This window comes from Serratia marcescens, from assembly GCF_006715005.1.
Lineage (GTDB): Bacteria > Pseudomonadota > Gammaproteobacteria > Enterobacterales > Enterobacteriaceae > Serratia > Serratia montpellierensis.
On the sequence record NZ_VFMJ01000001.1, the window covers coordinates 1,792,751 to 1,806,259 of the forward strand.

Below are 13,509 nucleotides of genomic sequence, written 5' to 3' on the forward strand. Positions count from 1 at the left end.
AATCCTTAAGGGAGTCACCCCATGCAATATCGACAGAACGAGGCCCCGTTGGCGGATCTCGCGGCGGAACACGTCTATCTCCAGGTCAACGGCCGGCGCCTTCACTGTGTGGTGGCCGGTGAAGGGCGACCGGTACTGCTGATCCCCGGCTGGCCGCAAACCTGGTACACCTGGCGCCATGTGATGCAAGCGCTGGCGGCGGCCGGTTTTCAGGCGACCGCCGTCGATCCGCCGGGCATCGGCGATTCTGACAAGCCCGCTGGCGGCTACGACACCGGCAGCGTCGGTGCGGCGCTGCACGCAATGATGGCGCAGCTGGGCCATGAACGTTACCAACTGGTTGGCCACGACATCGGCATGTGGATCGGTTACGCCATGGCGAGCGATTTCCCGCAGGCGGTGGAGCGTCTGGTGCTGACGGAGGCGGTGATCCCCGGGCTGGCGCCGCCGCCGCCGATTTTCGTCGCGCCGGAGGAGAACATCTTCCTGTGGCATTTCATGTTCAACCAACTGGCGGATTTACCGGAGACCCTAACCCAGGGGCGTGAGCGGGAGTATCTTGGCTATATCTTCAACCGCTGGTCCTATCGGCGCGATCGGGTGACGGCGGAGGTGTATATCGCCGCCTATTCGGCGCCGGGCGGCCTGCGCGCCGGATTCGACTATTACCGGGCGATCCCGGAGACCGTGCGGCAGAACCGGCTGCGCGCCGCCACGCCCTTGACGATGCCAGTGTTGACGGTAGGGGCGGAGCACGCCACCGGCGACGCGCCACTGACGACGCTGCGGGGCAATGCGCACGATCTGCGGGGCGAAACGGTCGCCGGCTGCGGCCATTTCATCACCGAGGAGTGCCATGAGGAATTTATTGCACTGATTACGCCGTTCCTGTCAGGAGAGCCGTATGCCGCTCGATGAACGCATCGCCGCCTATTTGACGGCATCGGCCGACGCGCCGCCTCCCGCGTCACTCGCGGAAATGCGTGCGGCCACGGAAACCGGTTTACGCCGGCTGCAGGGCGAGGCGGAAGCGAGCGGCGGCGTCAGGGACTATACGGTAGTCGCCGCCGATGGACACAGAATTGCGCTGCGCACTTATCTACCGGCGGGGGTAAACCGCGCGAACGCGCAGCCGGCGATGCTGTTCGCCCACGGCGGCGGCTGGTGTCTCGGTTCGCTGGCGTTGTACGATCGGCCCTGTCAGGCACTGGCCAACGCCACCGGCCGGGTGATCCTGTCGGTCGACTACCGCCTGGCGCCGGAATATCCGTTCCCACAGCCGCTGGAAGATGTCTATCAGGCGCTCTGCTGGGTGGCGCAACAGGCGTCGCAGTTGGGGATCGACGCGCAGCGCCTGGCGGTGGGCGGCGACAGCGCCGGGGGCAATCTGGCGGCGGCGGTCGCGCTGTTGGCGCGGGATCGCGGCGGCCCGCACATCGAGCGCCAGCTGCTGCTGTACCCGGCGCTCAGCCGCGAGATGGCGACGACGAGCTATCGCGAGTTTGCCGAGGGGCACTTTCTGACGCGCGACGCAATGGTGTTTTGTTGGCAGCAATATCTGGCCCTGCGGCGCGATCCCGGCGCCGAACCGCTGCATGCCGCCACGCTGCATGGATTGCCGCCGGCCACCATCCTGAGCTGCGAATATGATCCGCTGCGCGATGAGGCCGAACAGTATGCGCAGCGGCTGCGTGAGGCGGGCGTGTCGGTACGTTGCGAACGGCTGCCGGGCATGGTGCATGCCTGCATTCACATGCTGGGGCTGACCCCGGCGGCGCGGCGGCTGTTCGAGCTGGCCGGCGAGTAAAAAAAGCCCCGCACTGCGGGGCTTTTGGCGATTCATCCGCCGTGCGATTAACGGCCAGCGACGGTGACGAAGCGGGTTTCCAGGTAGGACTCGATCGCTTCGCTGCCGCCTTCGGTGCCGTGACCGGAGTCTTTCACGCCGCCAAACGGTGTTTCCGGCAGGCCGAAACCGATGTGGTTGATGCTCAGCATGCCGCTCTCCACGTCGCGCCCCAGCGCATTGACGGTGGCGATGTTGCGGCTGTAAGCGTAGGCGGCCAGGCCGTATGGCAGACGGTTGGCTTCGGCGATCGCCTCGTCATAGGTGGCGAACGGGCGCAGCAGGGCGACCGGGCCAAACGGCTCTTCCGACATGGCGCGCGCGCTCAGCGGCACGTCGCGCAGCACCGTCGGCTCGAAGAAGTTGCCTTTGCCCGCCACGCGCTTGCCGCCGGTGCAGGCTTTTGCCCCGTGGGCGACGGCATCCTGCACCAGCGCCTCGATATTGTCGACGCTGCGGCCCAGCACCATCGGCCCCATGGTCACGCCGTCTTTCAGCCCGTTGCCGAGCTTGAGCTCACGCACGGCGGCGGTGAATTTCTCCACGAAGGCTTCATAAACGCCTTGCTGGATCAGGAAGCGGGTCGGGGCGATACAGACCTGGCCGGCGTTGCGGAACTTGGACTGCGCCAGCTCTTTGGCCGCCGCGTCGAGATCGGCATCGTCGAAGATCAGCACCGGCGCGTGGCCGCCCAGCTCCATGGTGGCCTTTTTCATGTGCTGGCCGGCCAGCGCCGCCAGATGCTTGCCCACGCGGGTGGAGCCGGTGAAGGAGATCTTGCGAATGGTCGGATGCGGGATCAGGTATTCCGAGATTTCCGCCGGGGTGCCGTACACCAGCGCGATCACCCCGGCCGGGATCCCGGCGTCGGCGAAGGCTTTGATCAGCTCAGCCGGCGAGGCCGGCGTTTCTTCCGGGCCTTTGACGATGATGGAACACCCCGCCGCCAGCGCGGCGGACAGCTTGCGCACGATCTGGTTGATCGGGAAGTTCCACGGCGTGAAGGCGGCCACCGGGCCAACCGGCAGCTTGAGGGTTTGCTGCTGTACATCGCGGGCGCGGGACGGAATGATCTGCCCGTAGGTGCGGGTGGCTTCGCCGGCGAACCAGTCGATAACGTCGGCGGCGTTGAGAATTTCGACTTTGGCCTGCGCCACCGGTTTGCCCTGTTCCTGCGTCATGACGGCGGCGATGGCGTTGGCGCGTTCGCGCAGCAGCGCCGCGGCTTTGCGCATCAGATTGGCGCGCTGGTGCGCGGCGGTGTCGCGCCAGACGTTAAATCCGCGCTCGGTGGCGGCCAGCGCCAGATCGAGATCCTCTGTGGCGGCGTGCGCCACTTGACCGATGACCTCGTCGGTGGCGGGGTTGGTGACCGGCAGGGTTTTCCCGGCCAGTGCGTTGCGCCATTGTCCATCGATATACAGTTGAGTATCCGGATACATTGTTGCCTCTTGTTTGCGGAGTGTCAGGGGCCGATGAGCTTCGCGATGCGGCGCGCCTGAAAGGGACAGGGACCTTAACCCTACGCCGAATGGCGGCGATCGTCCAGGCGAGGGGCACGAAAGCGCCAGGGCGGCTACTCAACCGGCGATGTTTTGGCTATGCTGAGCAGATTGTCAGCACGGACGAGGAGGTCGGGTGCAAGGGGTACCACATCAGTTTCCGTTCGAGAAGGATTGTGCGCAGTTCCGGCATTTGTCGCATCTGCCGGGCGTCGAACTCTATCAGGCGCACATCGAGCGCTATGCCTTCGAGCCGCATACCCACGACGCCTTCGCTATCGGCACCGTAGACACCGGGGCGGAGCGTTTTCGCTATCGCGGCGCGCAGCATCTGGCGGCGCCGGGCGCGCTGGTGCTGATGAACCCCGACGAGCTGCATACCGGCGAAGCCGAAACGCCGGGCGGCTGGTGTTACCGCATGCTCTATCTGGCGCCCGAGGCGCTGGAGCAGCTGTCCGGCGATCGGAGCCAGTGGTTCACCGATGCGGTGCGCCACGATCCGCGGGCGGCGCAGCGCCTGTCCGCCATTCTCGCCACGCTGTGGCAAACCGACGATCCGCTCACGCTCGACGGCCTGCTGCTGGAGGCGGTCGAGCTGTTGCACCCGCACATCCGCACCGGGCAGCGGGAAAAAGCCGAAGCGGCGCACCGTTTCGAGGTGGTGAAAAGCTACCTGCACGATAACTTCGCCGAGGCCGTGACCCTCAGCCAACTGGCCGAGCTGGTGTCGCTCAGCCCGTACCATTTCCTGCGCAAGTTCAAGGCCGAATATCACGTTTCGCCGCAGCAGATGCTGATGGCGATCCGGCTGTCGCAGGCCAAACGCATGCTGGAGCGCGGCATGCCCGCCGCACAGGTGGCGGCGGCGGCGGGGCTGACCGATCAGGCGCACCTGACGCGCGCCTTCGCCAATCGTTACGGCGTCACGCCAGTGCGTTTCCAGAAACAGGTGAAATTGGGCTAAAACAGCAACCTGCTACAATAATTTCTCCCCGCGTTTTCGTTACTCTGCCGCTGTCTTGTCGGGCGGGTTGGCCGCGCCGGCCGTTTGTCGGAGTCGTTATGTTCATTGGCGTTGTGTTTGCCCTGGCCGCCGGGCTGATGTGGGGACTGATTTTCGTCGGCCCGCTGCTGGTGCCGGATTATCCCGCCGCGCTGCAGTCCACCGGGCGCTATCTGGCCTTCGGGCTGATCACCTTGCCGCTGGCGTGGTTCGATCGCCGCCGCCTGCGCAAGCTGCGGCGCCAGGATTGGCTGGAAGCGCTCAAACTTACGGCCATCGGCAATCTGCTGTACTACCTGTGCCTGGCCAGCGCCATTCAGCGTACCGGCGCACCGGTATCGACCATGATCATCGGCACCTTACCGGTGGTGATCGCCATCTGCGCCAATCTGTTTTACGGCAGGCACGACGGGCGGCTGGCCTGGAGCAAGCTGGCGCCGGCGCTGCTGCTGATCGTCTGCGGACTAGCGTGCGTAAACATCGCCGAACTGCGCGGCAATGCGGTGCCGATCGACGGCTGGCGTTATCTCAGCGGCCTTGGGCTGGCGGTGTTGGCGGTGGCGTGCTGGACCTGGTTCCCGCTGCGCAATTCGCGCTGGCTGCGGGAGAACCCGACGCAGCGGCCGGCCACCTGGGCCACGGCGCAGGGGCTGGTGACGCTGCCGCTGGCGCTGCTGGGCTATCTGGCGGTCTGCGGCCAATTGGCGCTGAGCGAACCGGCGTTTGCCTTGCCGTTCGGCCCGCGCCCCGAGGTATTTATCCCACTGATGCTGGTTATCGGCGTGTTCTGCTCCTGGCTGGGGGCGCTGTGCTGGAACGAAGCCAGCCAGCGGCTGCCGACGGTGTTGGTGGGGCCGCTTATCGTGTTCGAAATTCTGGCGGGGTTGGCCTATACCTTTCTGCTGCGCCAGGCCTGGCCGCCGCTGCTGACATTGGCCGGCATCGTCTGCCTGATCGCCGGCGTGGTGTACGCCATGCGTATCAAGCCGCAGCCGGTGGTGGTGGCGCTGGAGGACAAACAGGGGTGACGCCCGCCGCGAAGGCGGGCGCGGGGGTTAACGCTTGCTGTGGTGAATGATCTCTTCGGCCACGTTGCGCGGCGCTTCGGCGTAGTGGCTGAACTCCATGGTGTAGGTGGCGCGGCCCTGCGACATCGATCGCAGGGTCGTCGAGTAGCCGAACATCTCGGACAGCGGCACCTTGGCACGAATTTCCTTGCCGCCGCCGCCCGGGATCTCTTCCATGCCCTGCACCAGACCGCGGCGTGAGGAGAGGTCGCCCATCACGTTGCCGGCGTAATCTTCCGGCGTTTCCACCTCCACCGACATGATCGGTTCAAGGATCACCGGATCCGCCAGGCGGCAGGCTTCCTTGAAGCCGAAAATCGCCGCCATGCGGAACGCCTGTTCCGACGAGTCGACATCATGGTAAGAACCGAAGGTCAGGTGCACCTTGACGTCCACCACCTGATAACCGGCCAGCACCCCGTTGTTCAGCGCCTCAAGCACGCCTTTTTTCACCGCCGGGATAAATTCTCCCGGAATGACGCCGCCCTTGATCTCATCGAAGAATTCGAAGCCTTTGCCGGGTTCGTTGGGTTCGACGGTCAGTACCACGTGCCCGTATTGCCCTTTACCGCCGGACTGGCGCACGAACTTGCCTTCCACGTCCGCAACTCGCTTGCGGATGGTTTCGCGGTACGATACCTGCGGCTTGCCGGTGGTGGTCTCCACCCCGAACTCGCGGCGCATGCGATCGACGATGATCTCGAGGTGCAGCTCGCCCATGCCGTAGATAATGGTCTGGCCGGATTCTTCATCGGTGCGCACGCGGAACGACGGATCTTCCGACGAAAGGCGCTGCAGCGCGATGCCCATTTTCTCCTGGTCGCCCTTGGTCTTCGGCTCGATCGCCTGGGCGATCACCGGCTCGGGGAAGGTCATGCGTTCCAGCGTGATGATGGCGCCAGGATCGCACAGCGTATCGCCGGTGGTGACGTCCTTCAGGCCAACGCAGGCGGCGATATCGCCGGCGTGCAGTTCGTCGATGTCCTTCCGATCGTTGGCGTGCATCTGCACGATGCGGCCGATGCGCTCCTTTTTGCCCTTGATCGGGTTGTAAACGCTGCTGCCTTTGGCCAGCACCCCGGAATAGACGCGCACGAAGGTCAGCTGGCCGACGAACGGGTCGGTCATCAGTTTGAACGCCAGCGCCGAGAATTTTTCATTATCGTCGGCTTTGCGGGTGATGATTTCATCGTGTTCACCGTGGCCTTCCATCGGCGGCACGTCGAGCGGCGAGGGCATCAGTTCAATTACCGCATCCAGCATGCGCTGCACCCCTTTGTTGCGGAACGCAGAGCCGCACAGCATCGGCTGGATTTCGCCGGCGACGGTGCGCACCCGCAGCCCGTGGACGATCTCCTCTTCGCTCAGCGGCACCTGGTTGAGGTATTTCTCCATCAGTTCTTCCGAGGCTTCGGCGGCGGCTTCAATCATGTTTTCACGCCACTCCTGCGCTGAATCGCGCAGCTCAGCCGGGATCTCTTCGAAACTGAAGTTCATGCCCTGCGAGGCCTCGTCCCACAGAATGGCTTTCATCCGCACCAGATCCACCACGCCGCTGAAGTGGTCTTCGGCGCCGATAGGGATAACGATCGGCACCGGGTTGGCTTTCAGGCGCTCGATCATCATTTTGCGCACGCGGAAAAAGTCTGCGCCGATGCGGTCCATTTTGTTGACGAACGCCAGCCGCGGCACTTTGTACTTGTTGGCCTGGCGCCAGACGGTTTCCGACTGCGGCTGCACGCCGCCCACCGAGTCATAGACCATCACGGCGCCGTCCAGCACGCGCATCGAACGCTCAACCTCAATGGTGAAATCGACGTGCCCGGGGGTGTCGATAATATTGATGCGGTGCTGCGGATAATTATGCTGCATGCCGTTCCAGAAGCAGGTGGTGGCCGCCGAGGTGATGGTGATGCCGCGCTCCTGTTCCTGCGCCATCCAGTCCATGGTCGCCGCGCCGTCATGCACTTCACCCAGCTTGTGGCTGACCCCGGTGTAAAACAGAATCCGCTCGGTGGTGGTGGTCTTGCCGGCATCGATATGCGCGGAGATGCCGATATTGCGGTAACGTTCGATAGGGGTGGTGCGAGCCATAATCAACCTTTCTTAGCCGCGTGAAGGAGAGCGGCTTAAACAGCATGGATAATGATGATAATCCTCATAGGGTTATCCGTCGGATCGCAGAGCCTCGCTCTGGTCACAAACTAATCGTAGTTGAAGGCGTTGGTTTTTTTAAGCGATGGTTGTGATAGATGAAAGTTTGCGCGCATAACGGCGCCGGTAGAGGAAAGGGCGATAAAAAAGGCCCTTAACGGGCCTGTTGTCGAGCGGCGCATTCGCCGCTTATTTGCGTCCCAGCAAGAAGCCGAAAACGATGCCGACCGCTGCCGCAACGGCCACGCCGGCCAGCGGGTTGGCTTCCACCTGGGTTCTTACGCTATCCGCCGCGTCTCGGGCGGCATAGCTGGCCTGAGAGGCGTATTTGCGCGCCGCGCCGCTCACCTGATGTTCCGGTGAATCAACGGCTTTACCGAACGCTTCTTGTACCGCGCCTGCGGCTTCATTGGCTTTGTCTTCCGCTTTTCCAAACATGCAACTCTCCTGGTCCTTGTGGGTTAACGAACCCTAAGCCTAGCAGGTGAACGGCACTTTTTGCAGCATTCTGTGCGTTATAAGAGCAATCCGAGCAAAGAAATGTCTTGCCGGGCGTACGGTGACGGCTTCACCCGCGCGGTTTTTTGTGTTCTATTGGCTAGCTGTTTAACCGGGTATCGTTAACCTTTGACCGATTCGTTGAGTTGAAAGGACTCCCCATGTCAGTACTGCGTATTCTGGCGCTGCTCGCCGCGACCGCCACGTTGCCCGCCCAGGCCAAGCCTGCGGCTCACGGCGCGACGGCCGAAAACGGCGTTCGTTGGCAATCTTGTCTCAACAGCGGTTTTCAGCGCTGGTTCGATGAGGCGCCGCCGCCGGGCCTGCGCTGCGGTTACCTCGAGGTGCCGTTAGCCTATGCCACACCGCCCGCTCATGTGGCGCAGGCGGGCGAACAGACCGTGCGTTTGGCGTTGACCCTGCTGCCCGCCACCGGGCCGAAAAAGGGCAGCGTGGTGATGATCAGCGGTGGGCCGGGGTTGCCGGGCATCAATCCTTATTTGGGCAACGACGCGCACGTCGCCAGATTGCGTAAATCCTACGACATCATCGGTTACGATCCGCGCGGCGTCGGCCAATCGACGCCGAAAATCTCCTGTCAGGTGGCCGAAGGCGACGAAACCCCGACGCCGGACGACAACGATGTGGCCGGTGCGGAGAGCCAGACGCGCACCCTGATTGCCGCCTGCATCAAACAGACCGGCGCGGACGTGCTGCAACACATCGGCACCGACGAGGCGGTCAACGATCTGAACGCGATCCGCCACGCGCTGGGCGAGCCGGGGCTGACGGCGGTGGCGTACTCTTACGGCACCAAGGTAGCGGCGCTGTATGCCGAACGCTTCCCGAAGAAAACGCGCGCGCTGGTGCTGGACGGGGTGGTGGACCTGGCGGAAGACGATTTCACCCAGCGCATGAACCAGGAGCGAGGTTTTCAGCAAAGCTTCCTGCGCTTCGCCGCCTACTGCGGCAAAACCGACAGCTGCCAGTTGGGCGGCGGCGCCAATCAGGCGCTACAACGCTACCATGCTTTGCTGCGTAAGCTGCATGAGCAGCCGTTCGTCACCGCGGCGGGTTATGAAATCTCCGCCGACGACGTGCTGACGGCCACGCGTTCGCTGCTGTTGTGGCCGGAGCGCTGGCATGAGCTGGCGACCGTGCTGCGTCAGCTCGATGCCGGCATCGCCGGGCAGCAGGTTTCCGATCTGATCGACGAAAGCTACTCACCGGATGCCGATGACGCCCTGAACGTCATTACCTGCGCCGACGTCGCCAACCCGACGGCCGATCCGCTGCTGTTGCGCAGACAGCGGCAGGAGATCAATACCGCCGCTTTGTATGCTCACTATCTGCCGTTGCACGAGTATCCGCTGGAAATGTGCGATCTGTGGCCGTACCGAGGCAAGGATCGCCCGCACACGCCGGTGGCGTCCGCCGCGTTGCCGCCGCTGCTGTTCGTCGCCCAGCGCTACGATCCAACCACGCCGTACCGCAACGCCCAGGTGATGGCCGCCGCCTTTAAAAGCCCGCTGATCACCCGCGAACGCGACGGGCATACGCTGGCGCTGAACGGCATCGACAGCTGCGTCGACGAAAGCGTAGTGGATTATCTGCTGGCGCCGAAAAAGCCACGCCGCGACAAGACTTGCCGTTGAAAAGGCCGGGTGGAAGCCCGGCCTGACAGGTAAGTCGCCCGCGTTTTAGAATTTCACCTCTTCCGCCAACGCCAGCGTCACGAATGGCCCCGACAGGGTCTGGTTATGGTGACGGATAATGGCTTCGGCACCGAGTTCCGCCGTATCTGAACAGCTATGGGCATCGGCGGCCAGTACCATGTCAAACCCCAATTCCGCGCCGCGCCGACACGTGGTGTCTACGCAATATTGCGTTTTCATTCCCGAAATCACCAGCCGACCGATGCCGGCTTGTTTGAGCCGCTCCGCCAGATCAGTCTGGTAAAAACAGCTGGGGTGAGTTTTATCGATGAACCAGTCGGTTCCCGCGTCGATTTCCAGACCGGGATGAACTTGCCACAGCGGGCTATTTGCGGCGATGGGCGAACCTGTCGGGCCGGTGTGGCGAATAAACACTACTCACCGCCGGTTCGCGACGTTCCTGTTCGGCGATGCCGGCCGCCGTGTCCTTCCGCTTGCTTTCGTCAGTTTTAGCCACTATTTCGTTGATAATGAAAGAAATTCAACACCGCTTTTGGTTATGACTCATAGCGATTAATGATTTAATTTATTCCACTACCACATTGCATATTGAACGCGATAAAACACTAATCAGGGATATCGACGTGAAATATTCATTTAATGGCAAGAAACTGGCTGGTTTAATCCTCCTGGCTTTTAACGCGACGACAGCTCAGGCGGCCGAGGTGCCGGCGGGCGCTAAACTGGCGCCGGTACAGGAATTGGTGCGCGCCAACGGGTATGAACCGGCGACGCTGGATCCGAACCTGGCCGAGAGCAATGTGGAGTTCTATATCTTCAACGATTTGTTCGAAGGTTTGCTGCGCGTCGGGAAAGACGGCGAAGCGATCCCGGCGCTGGCGCAGACGTGGGAGCATCAGGGCAACGTCTGGACCTTCCATCTGCGGCCGCAGGCCAAATGGTCGAACGGCGATCCGGTGACCGCCGACGATTTCGTCTACAGCTGGCGGCGCCTCACCGATCCGAAAACCGCGTCGCCGTACGGCAGCTATCTGGCATCGGCCTACGTGCTGAATGCGGCGGCGATCAACGCCGGCAGCAAGCCGCCGAGCGAGCTGGGCGTCAAGGCGCTGGACGCGCACACCCTGCAGGTGACGCTGTCGGAGCCCAACTCCTACCTGCTCAAGCAGCTGGTGCATTTTCCGGTCTTGCCGGTTAACTGCAAAGTGGTGGAGCAGTACGGCAAAAACTGGACTCAACCGGCGCATTTTGTCGGCAACGGCGCATTCCGTCTCAGCCAGTGGGTGGTGAACGAAAAGGTGGTGGTGGAACGCAATCCGCAGTATTGGGACAACGCCAACACCGTGCTCAACAAAGTGACGTTCTTGCCGATACAGGGTTTCCCGGAGGTGGCGCGTTTTCGCGCCGGCGAGGTTGAGTTGGGGTATACCACGCCGCCGGAGCTGTATCAGCAGCTGAAAAAAACGCTCGGCGAGCAACAGTTGGTGACCTATCCGCTGCTCTCCACCAGTTATTTCGCCTTCAACAACCGCCAGGCGCCGTTTAACGACCTGCGGGTGCGCCAGGCGCTGAATCTGGCGCTGGACAAAGACATTATCGCCGGCAAGGTGCTGGGCTACGGCCAACAGCCGGCCTGGACCTTTACCCCAACGGGGGCGGGCGGCTATACCTTGCAGCCCGGCGCTGCGGCTGGCTGGACGCCGGAACAGCGGCACGCCCAGGCGAAGCAACTGCTGGCGCAGGCCGGTTTCAACGCCGAGAACCCGCTGCGCTTTACCGTGCTGTACAGCAACGACGCCACCATCAAGAAGATCGTCATCGCCGCCGCCGCCATGTGGAAAAAGAACCTCGGGGTAGAGGCCACTTTGCAAAGCCAGGAGCGTAAAGTGACGCTGGATAATATCAACCGCGGGCAATATGGCGTGGCCTTTACCCGCTGGCTGGCGGATTACAATGATCCCTCCACCTTCCTGAACGTGTTCCGTTCCGACAGCAGCGAAAACAGCCCTAAATACCATAACCCGGACTACGACCGCATTCTGCATCAGGCAACGGCGGCGCAGACGCCGCAGCAGGTGCAGCAATACTTCCAGCAGGCCGAGGCGGTGCTGGCCGCCGATACGCCGGTGGCGCCGGTGTACTACGAGGCCAACGCCACGCTCATTAAACCCTACGTGAAGGGGATCGACTTTACCCCTCAAGGTGCCTTGTACGATAAAAACGTCTATCTTCTCGAGCACTGAGAAATAAAAAACGGCTGATTTATATCAGCCGTTTTTATAGATTCGTGTTTAATAACATTATCCTAAATACTCCATAAACGACGGGCAATCTTTTCTTCCTGCCGGATAAAACAACGCCTATACTGCGCCGGTAGTTTATATGCAGTATCTCGTTTGGCGAGGCTCCTATACAAACACAGGTTACTGATCTGACGACATCGAGAGATGCCCAAGGTTAAGACAGGCTTTATCGGATTAAGGTTCAGCCCAAAGTAACTTCCGAGCAACAATTCGGATACGTTGTATAGTGCTAAAACCTGGACGCGGAGATAGGCAGTCTGCACTCCCTCTGTGGTTACGCCCCTATGCGATTCGCTGTTGAAGTTCAAAACAGAAATAGGGACTGACAAAATGATCAAGTCACATCAACATTATTCTTCTCCGGCGCTGAGCGCGACTGAAACTCTCGACGAGACCTCGGTCGCCGGCTATATGAACGCCGATTTTATTACTGTTCCCGCGACGATGACGGTCACGCATGCCCGGGAATATTTACTTTCACAGCTAAAAACGGACGAAATTCCCACCCGGGTATTTATTACCGCGGACGATTATCATCTGCGCGGCACGCTATCGGTGAAAAAACTGCTGCAGTGCGACGACGAGGATAAAGCGGTCGGCGTGATGATGGATCACAGCTATTTTCAGGTTTCACCCGACGACGATCGCAACGACGTGGCGCATCTGCTCGGCAAAGGTGGCCTGGACGTAGTGCCGGTCGTGGCGAACAACACGCTGGTCGGCGTACTGGGTGAACGCGAAATTGCCCGGCTGGTCGAGGATGAAAATACCGAGGATGCACAGCGCCAGGGCGCGAGCCTGCCGCTGGATAAGCCTTACCTGGAGACCAGCCCGTGGGCGCTGTGGCGCAAACGCTCGGTGTGGCTGCTGATGCTGTTCGTCGCCGAAGCCTATACCGGCAACGTGCTGAAGGCGTTTGAAGACCAGCTCGAAGCGGCGATTGCGCTGGCGTTCTTCATCCCGCTGCTGATCGGCACCGGCGGCAACAGCGGCACCCAGATCACCTCGACGCTGGTGCGCGCCATGGCGCTGGGCGAGGTCAGCCTGCGCAACCTGGGCGCGGTGATCCGTAAAGAGGTCACGACCTCGCTGCTGATCGCCGTCACCATCGGTCTGGCGGCCTGGGTGCGCGCCTGGATCATGGGCGTCGGCATGGAGGTGACATTGGTGGTCAGCCTGTCGCTGGTGGCGATCACCGTGTGGAGCGCGATTGTGTCGTCGATCATTCCGATGCTGTTGAAACGGCTCGGCATCGATCCGGCGGTGGTGTCGGCGCCGTTTATCGCCACCTTTATCGACGGTACCGGTCTGATTATTTATTTCAAAATCGCCCAGTACGTTTTGGGGATTTAAACGGTTCCCGCTCTAAACAGGGCGGGAGTGTGACAACAAAGAGGAGGACGTTAAAAAACCATGGATACCGACCAACCCCGATATTTAACGCAAGGGGCTTTTATCGA

11 protein-coding genes and 1 riboswitch are annotated in these 13,509 nt (G+C 61.8%); of the genes, 7 read left to right on the forward strand and 4 right to left on the reverse strand.

Translation table 11 applies throughout. The annotated features are described in order from the left end of the window. Positions 1 to 21: 21 nt before the first annotated feature. Both FHU12_RS08565 and FHU12_RS08570 read left to right on the forward strand, forming a co-directional pair. Positions 22 to 918: an alpha/beta fold hydrolase gene (locus tag FHU12_RS08565; RefSeq protein ID WP_141968682.1), complete on the forward strand. Its 897-nt coding sequence runs from the start codon at positions 22 to 24 to the stop codon at positions 916 to 918. Further along, positions 905 to 1,807: an alpha/beta hydrolase gene (locus tag FHU12_RS08570; protein ID WP_141968684.1), complete on the forward strand. Its 903-nt coding sequence runs from the start codon at positions 905 to 907 to the stop codon at positions 1,805 to 1,807. Before FHU12_RS08565 ends, FHU12_RS08570 begins: the two co-directional genes overlap by 14 nt. 47 nt (positions 1,808 to 1,854) lie before the next feature. On the opposite strand, the gene FHU12_RS08575 is transcribed toward FHU12_RS08570, so the two are convergent. Next, positions 1,855 to 3,288 carry an NAD-dependent succinate-semialdehyde dehydrogenase gene (locus tag FHU12_RS08575; RefSeq protein ID WP_141968687.1) on the reverse strand — a complete coding sequence of 478 codons (1,434 nt, stop codon included), beginning with the start codon at positions 3,286 to 3,288 and terminating at the stop codon, positions 1,855 to 1,857. 196 nt (positions 3,289 to 3,484) lie between these two features. Between FHU12_RS08575 and FHU12_RS08580 the strand changes: the two genes are divergently transcribed. Both FHU12_RS08580 and FHU12_RS08585 read left to right on the forward strand, forming a co-directional pair. Beyond that, the gene (locus tag FHU12_RS08580) at positions 3,485 to 4,312 is read left to right on the forward strand and encodes an AraC family transcriptional regulator (RefSeq protein WP_141968689.1); all 828 of its coding nucleotides are present in this window, start codon (positions 3,485 to 3,487) and stop codon (positions 4,310 to 4,312) included. Between the two features lie 98 nt (positions 4,313 to 4,410). After that, positions 4,411 to 5,379, forward strand: a complete 969-nt coding sequence (locus tag FHU12_RS08585) for a DMT family transporter (RefSeq protein ID WP_141968691.1) — start codon at positions 4,411 to 4,413, stop codon at positions 5,377 to 5,379. Positions 5,380 to 5,406: 27 nt separating this feature from the next. On the opposite strand, the gene fusA is transcribed toward FHU12_RS08585, so the two are convergent. Both fusA and FHU12_RS08595 read right to left on the reverse strand, forming a co-directional pair. Next, a complete protein-coding gene (fusA, locus tag FHU12_RS08590) occupies positions 5,407 to 7,512 on the reverse strand; it encodes an elongation factor G (protein ID WP_015377944.1) in 2,106 nt (701 codons plus the stop codon). 249 nt (positions 7,513 to 7,761) lie between these two features. Beyond that, a complete protein-coding gene (locus FHU12_RS08595) occupies positions 7,762 to 8,010 on the reverse strand; it encodes a CsbD family protein (protein ID WP_141968702.1) in 249 nt (82 codons plus the stop codon). Between the two features lie 221 nt (positions 8,011 to 8,231). Between FHU12_RS08595 and FHU12_RS08600 the strand changes: the two genes are divergently transcribed. Beyond that, positions 8,232 to 9,725 carry an alpha/beta hydrolase gene (locus FHU12_RS08600; RefSeq protein WP_141968704.1) on the forward strand — a complete coding sequence of 498 codons (1,494 nt, stop codon included), beginning with the start codon at positions 8,232 to 8,234 and terminating at the stop codon, positions 9,723 to 9,725. Between the two features lie 45 nt (positions 9,726 to 9,770). Here FHU12_RS08600 and FHU12_RS08605 read toward each other — a convergent pair whose 3' ends face one another. Further along, positions 9,771 to 10,160 carry an isochorismatase family protein gene (locus FHU12_RS08605; protein WP_230489859.1) on the reverse strand — a complete coding sequence of 130 codons (390 nt, stop codon included), beginning with the start codon at positions 10,158 to 10,160 and terminating at the stop codon, positions 9,771 to 9,773. Positions 10,161 to 10,369: 209 nt separating this feature from the next. On the opposite strand from FHU12_RS08605, the gene FHU12_RS08610 reads away from it, so the two are divergent. Both FHU12_RS08610 and FHU12_RS08615 read left to right on the forward strand, forming a co-directional pair. Continuing rightward, the gene (locus FHU12_RS08610) at positions 10,370 to 11,989 is read left to right on the forward strand and encodes an ABC transporter substrate-binding protein (RefSeq protein WP_141968706.1); all 1,620 of its coding nucleotides are present in this window, start codon (positions 10,370 to 10,372) and stop codon (positions 11,987 to 11,989) included. Positions 11,990 to 12,130: 141 nt separating this feature from the next. Beyond that, positions 12,131 to 12,304: riboswitch (M-box (ykoK) riboswitch) on the forward strand. Positions 12,305 to 12,379: 75 nt separating this feature from the next. Beyond that, positions 12,380 to 13,402 (forward strand): magnesium transporter, encoded by a 1,023-nt coding sequence (locus FHU12_RS08615; protein WP_141968708.1) that lies wholly within the window; start codon positions 12,380 to 12,382, stop codon positions 13,400 to 13,402. Positions 13,403 to 13,509 lie beyond the last annotated feature (107 nt).

What these genes read in the sequence shown, in the direction of transcription:
- FHU12_RS08565 (WP_141968682.1), top strand. Translation starts at nt 22, where the DNA reads ATGCAATATCGACAGAACGAGGCCCCGTTGGCGGATCTCGCGGCGGAA.
- FHU12_RS08570 (WP_141968684.1), top strand. Translation starts at nt 905, where the DNA reads ATGCCGCTCGATGAACGCATCGCCGCCTATTTGACGGCATCGGCCGAC.
- FHU12_RS08575 (WP_141968687.1), bottom strand. Translation starts at nt 3,288, where the DNA reads ATGTATCCGGATACTCAACTGTATATCGATGGACAATGGCGCAACGCA.
- FHU12_RS08585 (WP_141968691.1), top strand. Translation starts at nt 4,411, where the DNA reads ATGTTCATTGGCGTTGTGTTTGCCCTGGCCGCCGGGCTGATGTGGGGA.
- fusA (WP_015377944.1), bottom strand. Translation starts at nt 7,512, where the DNA reads ATGGCTCGCACCACCCCTATCGAACGTTACCGCAATATCGGCATCTCC.
- FHU12_RS08595 (WP_141968702.1), bottom strand. Translation starts at nt 8,010, where the DNA reads ATGTTTGGAAAAGCGGAAGACAAAGCCAATGAAGCCGCAGGCGCGGTA.
- FHU12_RS08600 (WP_141968704.1), top strand. Translation starts at nt 8,232, where the DNA reads ATGTCAGTACTGCGTATTCTGGCGCTGCTCGCCGCGACCGCCACGTTG.
- FHU12_RS08615 (WP_141968708.1), top strand. Translation starts at nt 12,380, where the DNA reads ATGATCAAGTCACATCAACATTATTCTTCTCCGGCGCTGAGCGCGACT.